The following is a 14,987-nucleotide window of genomic DNA, read 5'->3' on the forward strand; positions in this document are numbered from 1 at the left end:
TATCAGCCCCGCACTTCGGCCATGTCATTCCAGACTTTCTGATCCGTAAACTTGCCGTCTTTAATCGAGAACCGGTCAATAAAACGAATGCCAGAGAAGGGCACGTTATCCAGCCCCTCACCTTCGAGGCGTCCGAAACAATAGACGATCTGATGTGTGCCCTGATCGACGACGTCGATCTGATCATAGCTTTTACGGACCCACAGATAGCGTGACTTCGACCAGACAACGAGCTCTTCAAGGCTGCTCATGACAGCATCCCCCGGAAAGGTCATCGTAAAGCCGGGTGCGAGAAAGCTCTTCGCCTTTTCCAGATCCCGGGCCTCCATCGTGCGCAGGAAGTTATCAACCATCTCAGCCGGTTTCATCTGTTCACCTCTTCCTCTGCTGCCGCGTCTGCGACCGGTTCGCCACTTGCTCTGTCTCGGAGTGAAAGCCGGACACAAACCTTTCCCATGCCACCATGGTCGAGGCCCGTGTCATAACAATCGAATGTCTGCCAACCACTACTGACGGGATGCGCGCCCAATGTCGCCCGGTCAGCCGCCATCAGCAATGCCGGCTGCAGGCGGGCCAGCATACCCAGACAGAGATTCGCCGTCGACTTGTCCGGATCAAGAATGCCATCCAGCGAGAAGACGTAAGTCTGGTCCTTCTCGACGAAGTTGGCGCAATGAATTGCCGAGGTCACTGTTGCCACCAGTTCATAGCGGTCTTTCCATTCCGGATGTCTGAACGCCCGGCGCTGATCGAGATTAGTGGCCATCAGATGCCTCCCTGTCCGGGGGCCGGATCTGTCACAACCTCGTGCGTATCCGAGCGTCTCAGATAAACCAGCGTCCGGGCTTTCGACGCGCCTTCGTCATCTCCGGTATCACCGCATTCATAATGGTTCCAGATACGTGTCAGCGGGTTGAGGCCTTCAGATGCCCGGTCAAAGGTCATGTAGAAAATTGGCAGGATGGGTGCCAGCATATGCATGCACATCGGGGCATCACTCTTCTCCGGCTTTATCCGGTGACGCATATCGAACACCGTCTTCTGGCCCGGAGAAACACCGCATCCGCATCGCTCATTACTGACGACCTCGACGACAACTTCATAATCGTCGAGCCATGTCACCCCGAGATTCCGCCGTCCGGACAGCAGGTTTTTCACTTCCGGTGACATCCGGTCGAAATCTTCCGATGACAGGTCCAGAGCCCTGGAAAGCGGCTCGCGGATATCATCAAGACCATCTTCCTTCAGATGGTCTTTCGGATAATGCGTCAGCTGTTTACCCGTCATGCCGGTTTCTCCGCACTGATGACCGTCCAGGGAAATCGCCAGGCCCTGTTGTTATTAAGCGCCCCGACAGCTTCCTCGAACGGTTGAATACTGATATTCACAAATCCGGCGTCCGACAGTTCCTGCTCGATATCCAGTTCGGCAAGCGGCGCCATATAAGGCTCATTATTCCGGCGGCTGTGACTGTAATGCATGAACCGCAGAAACGGGTCCGGCAGCAGATAGAAATCCAGATGTGACATCCGCCCACCCGGCTCCAGCAGCCGGAAGCTTTCAGAAAACAGGTCTCTGATGGCCGGCGGCGGCATCTCATGCAGCAACATGGTCGACGTCACCACATCGCAGCAACCGTCGTCCAGACCCGTCGCTTCCGCAGAGGCCTGCCGGAAACGGATATTTCTTGCCTGCGCTTTTGCCGCTTCCGTCGCAGCCAGTTTCAGACAGGGAGCAGAAAGATCGACACCCACAACATCCGCGTCACGGAAACCTTCATAAATCGGACGGGTCGATTTTCCGAACCCGCATCCGAGATCAACCACACGGCGCGCGTTCCCGATTTCATTCAGCAGGATGTCAGCAAACCGATAATGCAGATCCTTGTGCGACCCGCCCAGCATTGGCGTGGTGGAACGCGCACCACGTTCATAAACAAAGCCCGCAATCTCATCGCCATAAACGCCACCCGGATGCTGATGAATATCAACACTGGTGTAATAAGCCGGCAGCTCCAGATCATCATCAAGGGCCAGCAGACTGTCTGCCCCCGGCGCATCCAGCATCGCAGCCAATTTGTCCCGTTGCTGGTCATGCCAGGGCTGAAGCCCGTATCTGCCGGAATATTTAAAACGCTGCAGGTGACGTTCCAGCCAGGCAAAGTTCTGATACAGCACATTGTCGGCCATCAATTCGGCGACATCTTCCGCATTTTTTGCGGGCTGGGGAGCTGTGCTTTGCCGCTGCCTGAACTCCTCACGCAGTTCAGGGTACAACTGCGTGGTCCAGTAGATCTTTGCACCCAGCAGGAAATCCTGCGCTGCAACGAAGCTTCTCCCATCAATCATGGCCGGCACCCTTGATGAAGTCGTTTTTATATGTCCTATATTAATAACATTATCTCATTCAAAATGGCTACGAAAAGGACATGCCATGGCTGATTCATCAAGTTCTCTCGACTCTGTGGAAGAAGTTACCGCACGCCTGAAGTCCCTGAAGGACAAACGTGGATATCTTCTGCCGCACCATGGTTTGCTGGCTGTGGCCGAGCCAAGCCTGCTTGAAGCTTATGATCAGACCTACACTGCGCTGACACTGACACCGCGGTCACTGTCTGAGCATGCCAAGGAATTTGTCTGGCTGGTGATCCTCACCTCGACCGAGGAAGCCATCGCAACCCATCATATCAAACGTTTCAGGGATGGTGGCGGAACCGACGAGGAACTGGAACTGGCAGTACGGCTCTGTGCTTACGCCATGGGTGTCGACCGTTTCGAATTTGTCGCTGAACACTGGAGCCCGCACCTTCCTGACTACGATGCCGAACGTTCCTACCGGGCCGGGGTTGATGCCATCGCAAAAGACTATGATATCCCGAAAGGTCTGATCGAAATGGCGCTTGCAGCAACGCACACCTGCCATCGTCAATGGTGGGCCCTGAAGCTTCATATCGCCGGCGCCTACCGGGAGAAAGTTCCGGAGCGTGATCTGGCTGAAGCCATCTCGCTCACCATGTTCCCCGGCGGCGTTCCCAACTTCGTCGATGCGGCAGACCACTGGAAAACAATGATTTCCGCCGGAGAAGTCTCGGCATCCCCCACCTTCAAAGCCTGGGCCGACATGCCCGGCCAGGGTGGCTATGACGAGTCTGTTGGCAAGGGGCCTGCCAGTTAACGCAGCGCGCCTTTGGATTGCTGCTGCCCCAGCAGATTACCGAGGAGATGTTCAACAAAGGCATCTCTGTCCGCCGCGGATTGAGCCCTCTGCGCTTCAGAGGGCTCAGCACCGAGAACAGCGCGACTGACAAGCCCCTTATCATCGAGTTCTGCTTCCAGCGCGCCAAGTCTGTCACGCAGCACATAGACTTCCGTAGCCAGCGACATCACGACCCCCATCAGCCGGTCAATCGCCGGGTCATCAAAGAAAGTCTGTTCCGGTCGTGGTCCGTTACTTCCAGTTCGTTCTGACATGTCTCACCTCCGGTTGAACAAAGTGATCCAACCGGAAGTCGGGAACAAGGGCAAGAGTGCTTTCCCGCGCTTGTCAGAACAGGCCCTGAATCAAACCTTCCTTATCAAGGTGAATTTTCTCGGCTGACGGCACTCTGGGCAGACCCGGCATTGTCATGATTTCACCGCAAACCACGACAACAAACTCAGCACCTGCCGACAGTCTGATCTCCCGGATCGGCACCGTGTGCCCTTTTGGCGCGCCCTTCAGGGCCGGATCCGTGGAGAAACTGTATTGCGTCTTTGCCATACAGACCGGGAACCAGCCGAAACCAGCCTCTTCAAACTGTTTGAACTGGTCGCGCACCTTCTTGTCGGCGGTGATATCCTCAGCTCCATAGATTGTCTGCGCAACCGTCCGGACCTTCTCCCACAACGGCAAGTCGTCGCCATAGAGCGGCTTAAACTGCGCGGCTCCGCTGTCAGCGATTTCTGCAACCCGTGTCGCCAGCGCCTCCGTGCCGGCACCACCTTCTGCCCAGTGTGTGCATTCATAGGCCTCAACCCCAATATCACCACAGTAGGTTCTGACAGCCTGAACTTCTGCCGCACTGTCGCCGCTGAAACGGTTTATCGCGACAACGGCTGGAACACCAAACTGCCCGACATTTCTGATATGCTGGCCCAGATTCTCCAGACCATCTTTCACGGCCTGCACATTCTCGGAACCAAGATCACTTTTTGCCACGCCGCCATGCATCTTGAGAGCGCGGATCGTTGCAACAATCACCACCGCAGCCGGTTTCAGTCCGGCTTTACGACATTTGATATCAAAGAACTTCTCTGCCCCCAGGTCAGCCCCGAATCCCGCTTCAGTGACGACATAGTCCGCCAGTTTGAGCATCGTTTTGGTCGCAATGACGGTGTTGCATCCATGTGCAATATTGGCAAATGGTCCGCCATGAATGAATGCCGGGTTGTTTTCCAGTGTCTGTACAAGATTTGGCGTAAGTGCGTCTTTCAGCAAAACCGCCATAGCCCCGTCGGCCTTGATATCACTGGCCCGTACCGGCTCCCGGTCCCGTGTGTAACCGACAATGATATTGCCAAGGCGACGTTGCAGATCAGCAAGATCTGTCGCAAGGCAGAAAATTGCCATGATCTCGGAGGCGACCGTGATGTCGAAGCCATCTTCCCGCGGGAAGCCGTTTGCCACGCCACCCAGACTGTTCACAATAGAACGCAGCGCCCGGTCATTCATATCCATGACCCGGCGCCAGGTCACCCGGCGCTGGTCGATACCCAGTTCGTTGCCCCAGTAAATATGATTGTCGATCATCGCCGACAGAAGATTATGAGCAGAACCGATCGCATGGAAATCACCGGTAAAATGGAGATTGATATCCTCCATCGGGACAACCTGAGCATATCCACCTCCGGCCGCCCCTCCCTTCACACCGAAACAGGGACCAAGGCTTGGTTCACGCAGACAGATCGCCGCTTTCCTGCCGATCCGGTTGAGCCCGTCGCCCAGACCAACCGTTGTCGTGGTTTTTCCTTCACCCGCAGGAGTTGGCGTCATCGCCGTGACAAGAATCAGCTTACCGTCTGGCCGGTCTGCCAGGCCTTCAACAAACTCGGTTGAAATCTTTGCCTTGGTTGGACCATAGCGATACAGGGCCTCTGACGGGATGCCCAGCTTCGCACCAATTTTCTCGATAGACTGCATGTCAGCAGCGCGTGCGATTTCGATATCGCTTTTGACGTCATTTCCCATGAAACCCTCCCGGTTAATCGCGAATACGCTCCTTGGCGTACTCGTCAGCAGTAACCGTGGTGTATCATGATAGTTTCAATCGCTGCGACAGAAGTTTGTCCCGATGCGCCAGCGAGGGCGCATTCACCCGGCTTTGGCAACTTTTGACAATGCCGTATTGGTCATGACGGCATCGCTGGCCGCAGACTGTTTCCCACCGGACTTAGCAAAGATGACTCTCTGCGGGATGATGATACGGGCCGTAGTCCCCGAACCCTTGTTGCTGGAGAGAGCAAATTTCCAGCCCATCATTTCAATCAAACGCATGGTGATCGGAAGACCAAGCCCGGCCCCGGCCTGACGATCAATCATCGAATCAATACGGCCCCAGGGCTTCATCGCTTCCTCGGTTTCCTTCTCAGTCATTCCGACGCCATTATCGCTAACAACAAGGATCAGATTTTCACCATCATCAGAAATCTCGGTCGAAATGGTGACCCGCCCTCCGGACTTGGTGAACTTAATCGCGTTAGACATCAGGTTCATCAGGACCTGCTGAAGCTTCAGCTTGTCGGCCTGAATTAACGGGAAGTTCGGGGAATAATGCGCCAGCAAGGAAATATTCTTTTTCCGCGCCTCTTCGGCCAACATCCGGATCATCTCGTCAATCACCCGGGAGGCATCGACCTTCTCCAGCGCAACAGGCGGCAGGTTCGTTGCCGCGGATGATGTGTCAATCACCCCGGTCGCAACACCAAGCAAAAGCTGTGCAGCATCATATATAGCATTGCAGTAGTCGCTATGGCGTTTATCTGACGAGTTAAGGTCCGGCGTATCTCTCAGCAATTCCGAATAGCCGACAATCACATTGAGTGGATTGCGGAATTCATGGGCAAAATTCGCCATCTGCAGGGTTACAGCCTCGGAATCCGCCTGAAACCTCCGCATCATGACGGCGATATCATCTTCCAGCCTGGCAACGTCGCTCACCATGCGCCCGATCCGATTACGGAGCCGCTCATTCTCAGCCATCAGCTCATCTATTGAAACTGTGGAGTTTGCTTTTGTTGCCGGCTCTGACAAGATTCAAGTCCCGTATACATTTAATAAAGACAGGGCTCGATCCAGAGTCCCATTCAACACGACACCACTATTATACTACCGTTAATGAGAAAGCTTCGATATCGGAAAATACGTAGTAAATTCCGGGAACGGCAAAGCCGCCGGAAGACAGAGAACACAAGAATATCCATACCCGGAGGCGCTCCGGGCCCGCCTGATATCACCGCCCTGATGAAATATCAGCCATTTCATCGACAACAGGTAAGAAACTCAGCGTTCGCGATATCCAGCCCGGGTTTGCATCAGAATGGGATAACTGTTCCAGCCATCGCAACCGGCTGGCAACCAGCGACCTGAGACACTGGTCATATTTTCTTCGGTCCAGCATGTCGGAAAACGCTGATATGGTTTTCGGACCAACAATACCATCAACCTCCAATGGTATCTTCAAACTATCGGAAAGCTCTTTCTGAAGCATGACCGCAGAATTGCGGACACCGCTCATAACAGCGATGTCGAACAAGAACTCGGGAAGAGACAACGCCGCCCCGGACGCCTGACAGAGCGAGGCAATCTCCGGCAATTGCAGCGGATCAAAGAATATCTCACGGTAAATTTCAGCGACCTGTCTTTCCGTCAGTTTTCTGACATCAGATGGCAACTCCGGCCAGTGATCGTCAAGCTTCAGAGACGAAAGTAAACGTGATGATATTCCCTGACTGGTCGCACCCCCCGGGTCATCACTCTCCTTGCGATGAACAAATCCACCCTCGCGCTTCAGTAGATTTACCAGAAAGCTGTCAAAGACCTGATCTGCGGACAGAACAGTCGGAATGTCAGCTTTTGCAGCAAACGGGGGCGTATCATTCAGGAAAGCGCGATACAGAGGCCAATTCCCGGGGTAGCGAAATGTCTCCCAGTGGTCACCGACCTCATAGGGGTTATCTCCCCGGGTTATTGTCTCCAGTTGCTCAGCCCAGTCGGCATAGACCGGGGCATCCAGGTCCACATCAATCCAGTTCCCGGGAGCCTGTTCTGACAAACCGTCATTACCGATACAACGGCCTGAGTCCGGGGCAAAAACATCACCCAGCCGCTCCAGAACTGTATCGTCAGGACAATAGATATTCAGAAACCGGGTCTCTGTGGACCTGACGGCCACGCGTTCGGCGTTACGAACATAATCCGCTCCGTTCCAGAACATCACTTTTGAAACCCGGTTTGCGGGCAGTTTCTCCAGAGCACAATTCGCAACCCGGCTGCCAAGCGAATGCGCGACGATAACTATCTCACCATCATAGAGGGAGAGGATCTGCGCCAGCGCCTCACCCGCCTGCCTGGCCAGACCCCAGGCCCAGCCGTAAGTTGTCCAGTGCCCGGATCGCCAGGCAGACCGGATAGCGGAGAAGGACCGGGGTGCCGAGTACCAGCCAAATTCGATATACCCCCTCTTCCCGAGGGCCCGTTTCCAGATCGGGTACTGATTCTGGAACGGATTATCCAGTCCAGTTGTCATCGGATCAAATGAGTAGCCATGGATCAGAACAGTAATGGCTGTCGGCCAACGCGATATCTCCAGCCTTTTCATTTCATCAATCGAATGAGGCTGAAAGCCGCTTCCAGGCTGTGATTTCCAGAATTGGTTTTTAGAAAAAATGACTTCCATATTTGGTTCTCCAGACACAAAAAAACCCGCTCACCGGCGGGTTGGACAGGACTGTATTTTGACTTCAGAACAGGAGAGAGAGCATCGCCTCAGTGCCGGAACAGAATCCGGGGCTCATTTGCTGTGCTGACCACCAATCACATGATCGACCAGCAGGTTCATGTTTGATGAAATCTCAACAAGCGAGCCTTCAAGACGTGACAAACGCGCGTTGGTTTCATTTGATTGCGCCTGAACCTCATTAACCCGGTCCCATAACCTGAGTCGTTGTTCGATATGAAAGGCCCGGGATGCTGCCCGCTCGGCAAGAGCAGCGCTGATTTCACTTTCCAGAGAAGACACCCGTCCCTCCAGTCCGCTGGCCCACCAGATCACCGACGCCGATTGCAACAGCAAGGCCGCAACAAGAGCTACCGGAATACGCCGGTCCATTTGCCAGTTCGCTATACTGTCGTTCATTGGCCGGCCGCCATCAGAGAGTCCATCATGTCCCTGTTCCTGATTGAGATGATGCTGCGTCCTCATCTGCGCTGCCGGAGAGATCAATGCTGATTTCCTTCAGCATTTCGAGACTGACAGCCGCATCAATCCGGGCGGCAACAGCCGCTTCCCGATCGAACGCTTCCTGAATGTGACTTCCTACCTCTGATGCCATACGCAGCGCATCCGTCCTGCTGAGACTGATATATCCGTCCGGATGTTTCCAGATGACAGACGCCGCCTCGTCCATCTGGCTGACCCGCAAATAGAACCCCCAGACCCGGACCTGACTGTCTCTGTCTGTCGGGACTGAAACCTCCGGGCCGGAGGACGGGGAGAACGTGATTCCCCCGGTTTCCAGATGATACCGTTCCGCCGCCAGCAGTTCCTTCAGTCGCTGGCGGGCCTGATCGAGAGACAGGTTTTCGATGACATAAGAAAGCTGCTCGGCATCATTATCCCGGAGCACCGGTCCGCTTTGACCGGTGATATGTTCCCATGGATACAATGCCGGTTCTGGCTGAACCAGGACCTGGCGGTACGTGAACCCGCCCTGTTCCACAGGCAACGAGGTGAACCGACCGGCAATACCCGGCACGTCACCATTCCTGAACAAGCCAACGAGTTCACCGTCGGCGTTTCGCTTGCTGATCATCATGTTGTATTCCTATTGATTTGAGCTTGAGAGATATTTGAAGCCGGATGGCTGCGGCACATCCTGAAGCACCTGTTCCGCTCCGGTCAGAAGCGTCGCTGTCGCGGCACTGTCCAGAGTGACCGCGAAACGCCAGGAAGTGCCGGTTAATGTATAGGTATGGTTGGTTCCCAACCCCGGTTCATCGGTGGTGCGGTAGGTAAAGGAACTGTCGAACCAGTAATTCAGGCCGCTGGAAACATCATGCAGACCCAGCCAGAGTTTCCCGTGATCCGCATCAAAGGCGACAAGCATATAGTCGCCGGAAGTGAGTGAAACGGGCCAGGCGCTTGTAATGACCGTATTGTTGTTCTCTGCATAGATCGAGCTGCCGCCCGGATTCCAGTAGGTACCCCAACCGCCCGCAGCATCGACAAATGCGCCTGGCGGTGTTGAAACAGTCTGGTTGACGATCCCGAACTTGATCTCGCTTGCCCCTGTCGACGGAATAACAGCAGCAAACCATCGGCCAGAAGTGACAGATTGAGAAAGTTCAATACTGTCAGATGCCTTGTTCCCAGTTGCCAGAACGCCGGTCTGCCCGACAGAAACCGTGTCAGCATCTGCCAGGTCGAAAATGGCAAATTCACCCGCCTGATTTCCACCGGACGGGACATCAGGTATATCGATCCTCTGATCATCTGTGGAGATGTTGGAACTGGACATGACATGCAGACCCCGCTGACCTGCAATGATCTCCGAGAGTGTCGAGCCTTGGAATTTCCAGATGTCACCCTCTGATCCGAGCGCCAGGTCAGAAGGGTCAACAGGCATTCCCTCGCTACTGTAATAATCAGAAACATCACCAAAGCCCTGACCGTCCTGATAGACCAGAAGTGCGACAAGGGCCTCTGACGTGACATTGCCTGCTGCGAACCTGCCAATGAAATGTTCACGGGCAGATCCGGGATACAGATCTGTATTTAACGCCGGATAATTTGACGTTGCGAATGAAGTAACCTTGCTCCCGTCAACATAGACAGCCAGCCGGTCCGTGCTGACAGCCTGCGCCGTATCCCAGACAAAGATGAAGTGATGCCATCCCCGGTCAGAAATCAGTGTCGTCGCAGTTGAGGTAAGACGAAATGTAAAACCAGATCCGTTATACTGATAGAAATCGATTGCCCCACCCTGACTCGCGCCACAGGCAAACTGCAGATTTCCGGACGACTGAAAGACCGTGAATGGACGGTAGTCATGGGTGCTTCCGTCGAACACACCGGTTCCGCGCATCCAGAAGCTGACAATACCTTTTTTGAGTGACGTCGGAGAGCCTGACGGCGTGAATTTAAGGTATCCCGCATCAGACTTGTTAAAAGCCAGACTGTTGCGGATCACCGGCCCGGCAGTACCGGCGCAAGGCGACGGCAATATCAGGCTCATGATCCCAGCCCCGTTATCAGCAGCACATGAACGTCACCGAATGAGCGGTGAGAGAACAGGTGAACCGAGTTGGCAGAATTGTCGTAACTGCCGACGACATGATCATAATCACTTGTGTCTATTGTGTAGCCACCGGTAGCATTTGTCGTTACCAGAACATCACAGGCACCGCTGCCGGAAGACGGAGCAGCCAGTGTAAAGCTGCCGGTAACCGTCAGCGTTTTCAGGTGCTCTCTGGTCAGGTCAATCACCGCTGTCGCTGTTCCGCTGTCGCCGAGCTCCTCCAGATCCGTTGTGAAACCCGCCGTCAGATTATCGCTCGTATCTGCCTTGAGGATATCGGCATCGGCCGGTTCAGCACCAATATCAGACAACAGCTCAGGCCCGGAGGCATCACTCCAGTTGCCTCCCTCATATTTCAGGAGGCTATGTTCTGCGACCGGCGAGGAAAGTACGGGGGCAAACTCCGTCACAGAAGACGTCACCTCAACCGGTTCAATAGCCGTTCCATCAGACGAGAACCGCAGGAAGCGATAGGCCACCGGGTCGTTCAGCGTCACCGCATTCCCGCCATAGCCAATCGGCAGTTTGATCGCCCTGTTAAGTTCCTCCGTCTGCTGCTGGTTGATCATCGTCAGTTTGTCGAGAGCCCGCTCATGGGTTTCCGCGGTAAAGGCATCATTCTCGACATAATCAGTCTCCTGCGTTATCGGCAGATTGCGGATGATAACGATTCCATCTCCTGAATCCGGCTCTTTTCCAGCCTTGAAGGTTATCGACCCGCCACTGGCATCACCGGCTCCGGAGACGTCATAATCAACGCCTTCCGTCAGAATTTCCTCAACCCCTGCGGGGTTTCTCCGAACAACACGTACATGAGATGTTTCGAGAAAATAGAACGGCACAACAAATACGTACGGCCCTGAATTCGCGACATAGCTGCCGCGACTCTGATCGCTACTCACAGTCATGAGCTGCTCCTGCTAAGTTTCTAAATGGAATGGATATCGCTCTGCGGACTCCCGCTTCAGGCATAGCCCGGAATCAGGGAAAGAACTTTTTCTTCAACTCATCATAGAACGGCTCACCGTACTGTCCGGCGGTCTTGACGACTGAGGACGCCAGCAGGCTTTCACCTGCCTTGCCCGCAGCACTGGCATCTGCCTGAAGTGAATTTGCACGGTTCGCAGTCTCCCATCCGACAAGTCGGGCATCGAGATCACCTTCTTTGAGGATGTTCAGCTGAACTTCAGCAGGTGACCCTGATATCTGGACGCCGGACGTCGCATAGCGGACCCTCTGTCGGGCTGCGTCCGACCGTGTTTTTCGTCGCAGCCGCTCCTGTTCGACAGCAGCCTTCTGCGTCAAAAATTCGCTCTGTCGTCGATAGCCGTCAGCCGTCGCCTTCGATTGCTGATATTGTCCGACCGCACTCATAATCGTGCCTGCCGCCATCAGCGTTTCTGTAACGCCACACATTATCAGTCCTCCGTCGTTGTCAGATGTGGAATGATGGCGAGCAGATGTGCCGGCAGAGGCTGGTCCTGAACGACCGTGACCTGACCGGCACTGTCCCAGCCGCCATTGAATGAAACGCTTTTCTCGCCTTCGAAGAAGGGCGGTGCACCATCCATCGGATCGCCCGCCCGCCTGAAAGGAATCACATCAAGTTCGGATTCATTTCGACCGATCTTCAGTCCAAGAGTGTCACGCAGGCGCACCACCACCTTGTGGATCCGCTTGCGTCGCCCCTGGGATGTTCCGTCTGCAGCCCCGGCTTCCGGGCGCAACGTCCGGACGACAGCCTTGTAGGGCAGGCCCACGTGAATAACAGCAGCCTGACCGCCATTGGCGAGAGACACGGCGCCACCGGTAACAGTCTGAGGCGGGTAAACCGCCGCGTCACCCAGGATGGAAACGACCTCTCCCTCGATGTGATCCAGTCCCTGCACGGAAGTTGCCAGCAATCGGACACTGCCACCGGAAACAAAGCTATCAAATGCCGTGCCATCAACGGTAGCACCGGCAGCTGTTGCCAGTTCGAAGCTGTCAGTTGTCGGGTTGACTGCACGGAATGTTGGGCCATTCAGTTGCGACATTCCGGTAATATCCGAGAAGCGGACAAGGCCATCTTCCGGAATGCCATGTCCGGCAGCCGTAATGACAACCGGGTTGGCCGATGTCGCCCCCGTTACGGGAACTGCCGTCGCAATGTAGGACAACCCGCTATCAACAAAGAAAGCTTCTTCGGCACCGCCTTCCAGTGTCACGGAGTCATAAACGGATGTGAGCTGCTCAACATATCGCCGGGAAACACCGTCGATGGTCCTGCGGACGATCAGCCAGGGTTCATCACGAACAGTCCCCGGAACAACCACAACACTTTCGACAAAACCATAATTGCGGTCTTCTGACTGACCGCCGAGATGGTGCCGGTGCCAGGCAACAACGTCCTGATCCCGTTCATAGGTCATGCCAACCAGCTGGCCATCATTCAGGCACATCCAGATAATCGAGTCCGGGTCCTGCGCGTAGGCGATTTCCTTAATTCCGGAACGTGTCATATGTTCGCTGAGCAGAGACAGATCCGGAGAGACGAACCGGTCCACATCAAAACTGTAGACAAATTCACGGATGCGCCGCCGGTTACGGCCAATGAACAGGGTAACGGCACCGGTCTGCACCGGCTGAATGGCAGCAGAGCCAAAAGTCGTGTGTCGCTTTCCCTTCACGCTGTTCGGCGTCAGCGCCTCATCAACACCGGCACCGGCCAGCGTCCGCGTCGCACCCGACGTTCCGATCTGTAACTGCTGGTCTTCAGCAATCCATCGGATCGCGTTCACTTGCCCGGCAGAGATCGTAAACTCAAGACCGTCATCATCGTCTGAGCCAATCGTCAGGTCCTCAAAATCACCGGTTTTCGAGAACCACAGCGTCTGTGGCTGGTCAGGTGTTGAACCCCAGCCAAGCCGGTCTTCGTAAAACCCGACAACCCGCGGATAATTGCCCTCCTCCCAGTCGGAGGGCTCGCCTGTAAAGCTTATCTCCTCCAGTGACCATGACCCGTGCCCGCTCCGGCTTAACCGTCGCGGCGGATGGTCCTTGTGCGCGAGATAGAGGATATCCGCCGACTGGGTATAATGCAGGTCTGACAGGTCTTCATGACCATAAGGGGAACCCACTTCGACGACCATGTCGTCAATGAAGCGCACATCATCGAGCGCCGGGGTTCCCGCACCAAAAAGAAAGCGGATATGAAATGTCTCGTTTCCTTCACCCGGTGTGAAGGCACGGGTATGGAATCCTGCCTGACAATCGGTGTCTTCAAGAATGTCACTCCCACCAGCCGTCGTCCCTATTCTCAGGGTCAGAAAATTGCCGGCAGATCCGGTGACCGTAAAAGCCAGCACCACTTCCGCGTCAGCAGTGGTGACCGTTACCGATTGTGTCAGCGTGCCGGTCGCCGAGAAGGCGGCGGTACCATCAGACTGACTGACGGTGCCGCCAACTGTCCAGCCGGTCAGGTCCGTATCGAAACCACCATTCACCAGCGCCGCATCGGTATCCTCGACAAACACGGAGCCACCATCGCGCATGAAGCGGAAGTTCCGGTCACCGGCGACGATGACATAGGCTTCTTCCGTGGAAAATTCGAAAGGCAGCAGGCGGGCGTTCTTGGTGCTGTCCTTGACTTCCGCAACGAACCGGGTGCCCGGACGAACCGTCAGCCCGCCATGCGGCAGAACGATCCAGTTCCGGCAGGTCTCCAGCCCGGTTGCATACATTGTCAGGTCAACCCGCGATGATAACCGGGGGCTTAGCTCTCCGCGTGAAAAGGAAGGCTGAATGGGAACTGCTTTCACCATCAGTTTCGCGCCTCCAGCCAGCTGGAATTCTCAACGGGACTGATGGTGCCCTCCACACCATCAATGGCGCGGGCTTCTCCCAGTTTGTCGAAATAGGTCTGGCGGGCATCAGCCGCGAGTGTCCGGCTGCCGGTCAGGTTATAGCCGATCTGCCAGGCCAGCCGGGCGGCGACCGCGTCCACCAGCAACGGATCAAAATCCGTCGGGTCCGTCAGCCGCCGGACATAGATGATATCCAGCGGGGCCTCTGCGTCGGTCAGTACGCGGCGGCCTTCAACACGATGGGCAATGGTGCCTGTATCGTAATATCCGCCAACAGTCAGTGGCAGCAGGCGAAGACAATCCGCCGGCAACTGATACTGCCGCGAAAAACCGAACGCCGGTGCTTCTGCCATCACTGGCAAACGGGCCCGTGCAAGCGCACAGTTCCAGGGATGAGACCGCAGAACAGCGTCTCGCATGGCCGGATAATTCCGGTCACAGAGCCGCGCCTGCTTTGTGTTGTCACTGAGGTCTGCAATGGCGTAATCGCCAAGCAGGTCCAGCGACAGACGGCAGATGCCGACAATCGAAGTCATGACATGAACCTTTCCTGCAAAAGAAAGGGGCGGGAAAACTGTGTTCCCCGCCC

Annotated in this window: 16 protein-coding genes; 1 reads left to right on the forward strand and 15 read right to left on the reverse strand. The window is 55.3% G+C overall.

Annotation, left to right across the window (positions count from 1 at the left end; translation table 11 throughout):
• Positions 1 to 2: 2 nt before the first annotated feature.
• Genes GH722_00900 through GH722_00915 form a run of 4 tightly spaced genes read right to left on the reverse strand, consistent with a single transcriptional unit; the run spans position 3 to position 2,348 of the window.
• On the reverse strand, positions 3 to 368 hold the full coding sequence (locus GH722_00900; GenBank protein ID MRG70312.1) for a hypothetical protein: 366 nt from the start codon (positions 366 to 368) through the stop codon (positions 3 to 5).
• Positions 365 to 766 carry a hypothetical protein gene (locus GH722_00905; protein ID MRG70313.1) on the reverse strand — a complete coding sequence of 134 codons (402 nt, stop codon included), beginning with the start codon at positions 764 to 766 and terminating at the stop codon, positions 365 to 367. Before GH722_00905 ends, GH722_00900 begins: the two co-directional genes overlap by 4 nt.
• The gene (locus GH722_00910) at positions 766 to 1,287 is read right to left on the reverse strand and encodes a hypothetical protein (GenBank protein MRG70314.1); all 522 of its coding nucleotides are present in this window, start codon (positions 1,285 to 1,287) and stop codon (positions 766 to 768) included. The genes GH722_00905 and GH722_00910 overlap by 1 nt, the downstream gene beginning before the upstream one ends.
• On the reverse strand, positions 1,284 to 2,348 hold the full coding sequence (locus GH722_00915; protein ID MRG70315.1) for a methyltransferase domain-containing protein: 1,065 nt from the start codon (positions 2,346 to 2,348) through the stop codon (positions 1,284 to 1,286). The genes GH722_00910 and GH722_00915 overlap by 4 nt, the downstream gene beginning before the upstream one ends.
• Positions 2,349 to 2,433: 85 nt before the next feature.
• On the opposite strand from GH722_00915, the gene GH722_00920 reads away from it, so the two are divergent.
• A complete protein-coding gene (locus GH722_00920) occupies positions 2,434 to 3,174 on the forward strand; it encodes a hypothetical protein (GenBank protein MRG70316.1) in 741 nt (246 codons plus the stop codon).
• Here the strand turns inward: GH722_00920 and GH722_00925 are convergent.
• The 11 genes from GH722_00925 to GH722_00975 form a co-directional block, all read right to left on the reverse strand.
• The gene (locus tag GH722_00925; GenBank protein MRG70317.1) at positions 3,171 to 3,470 is read right to left on the reverse strand and encodes a hypothetical protein; all 300 of its coding nucleotides are present in this window, start codon (positions 3,468 to 3,470) and stop codon (positions 3,171 to 3,173) included. The two genes, GH722_00920 and GH722_00925, sit on opposite strands and share 4 nt — an antisense overlap.
• Positions 3,471 to 3,543: 73 nt before the next feature.
• The gene (locus tag GH722_00930) at positions 3,544 to 5,226 is read right to left on the reverse strand and encodes a formate--tetrahydrofolate ligase (GenBank protein ID MRG70318.1); all 1,683 of its coding nucleotides are present in this window, start codon (positions 5,224 to 5,226) and stop codon (positions 3,544 to 3,546) included.
• A gap of 123 nt (positions 5,227 to 5,349) precedes the next feature.
• On the reverse strand, positions 5,350 to 6,237 hold the full coding sequence (locus tag GH722_00935; protein ID MRG70319.1) for a hypothetical protein: 888 nt from the start codon (positions 6,235 to 6,237) through the stop codon (positions 5,350 to 5,352).
• Between the two features lie 250 nt (positions 6,238 to 6,487).
• On the reverse strand, positions 6,488 to 7,933 hold the full coding sequence (locus tag GH722_00940) for a hypothetical protein (protein MRG70320.1): 1,446 nt from the start codon (positions 7,931 to 7,933) through the stop codon (positions 6,488 to 6,490).
• Positions 7,934 to 8,047: 114 nt separating this feature from the next.
• A complete protein-coding gene (locus tag GH722_00945; GenBank protein MRG70321.1) occupies positions 8,048 to 8,392 on the reverse strand; it encodes a hypothetical protein in 345 nt (114 codons plus the stop codon).
• Positions 8,393 to 8,417: 25 nt separating this feature from the next.
• On the reverse strand, positions 8,418 to 9,071 hold the full coding sequence (locus GH722_00950; GenBank protein ID MRG70322.1) for a DUF4376 domain-containing protein: 654 nt from the start codon (positions 9,069 to 9,071) through the stop codon (positions 8,418 to 8,420).
• A 9-nt stretch (positions 9,072 to 9,080) separates the two neighbouring features.
• A complete protein-coding gene (locus GH722_00955) occupies positions 9,081 to 10,490 on the reverse strand; it encodes a hypothetical protein (protein MRG70323.1) in 1,410 nt (469 codons plus the stop codon).
• Positions 10,487 to 11,461 carry a hypothetical protein gene (locus GH722_00960; protein ID MRG70324.1) on the reverse strand — a complete coding sequence of 325 codons (975 nt, stop codon included), beginning with the start codon at positions 11,459 to 11,461 and terminating at the stop codon, positions 10,487 to 10,489. The genes GH722_00955 and GH722_00960 overlap by 4 nt, the downstream gene beginning before the upstream one ends.
• A 73-nt stretch (positions 11,462 to 11,534) precedes the next feature.
• Positions 11,535 to 11,969 carry a hypothetical protein gene (locus GH722_00965; protein MRG70325.1) on the reverse strand — a complete coding sequence of 145 codons (435 nt, stop codon included), beginning with the start codon at positions 11,967 to 11,969 and terminating at the stop codon, positions 11,535 to 11,537.
• A gap of 2 nt (positions 11,970 to 11,971) precedes the next feature.
• Positions 11,972 to 14,356, reverse strand: coding sequence for a hypothetical protein (locus GH722_00970; GenBank protein ID MRG70326.1), 2,385 nt, complete (start codon positions 14,354 to 14,356; stop codon positions 11,972 to 11,974).
• Entirely contained in the window at positions 14,356 to 14,934 is a 579-nt protein-coding gene (locus GH722_00975; GenBank protein MRG70327.1) for a hypothetical protein, read from the reverse strand. Before GH722_00975 ends, GH722_00970 begins: the two co-directional genes overlap by 1 nt.
• Between the last annotated feature and the right edge of the window lie 53 nt (positions 14,935 to 14,987).

Source organism: Alphaproteobacteria bacterium HT1-32 (assembly GCA_009649675.1).
In the GTDB taxonomy this organism is placed as follows: Bacteria; Pseudomonadota; Alphaproteobacteria; order Rhodospirillales; family HT1-32; genus HT1-32.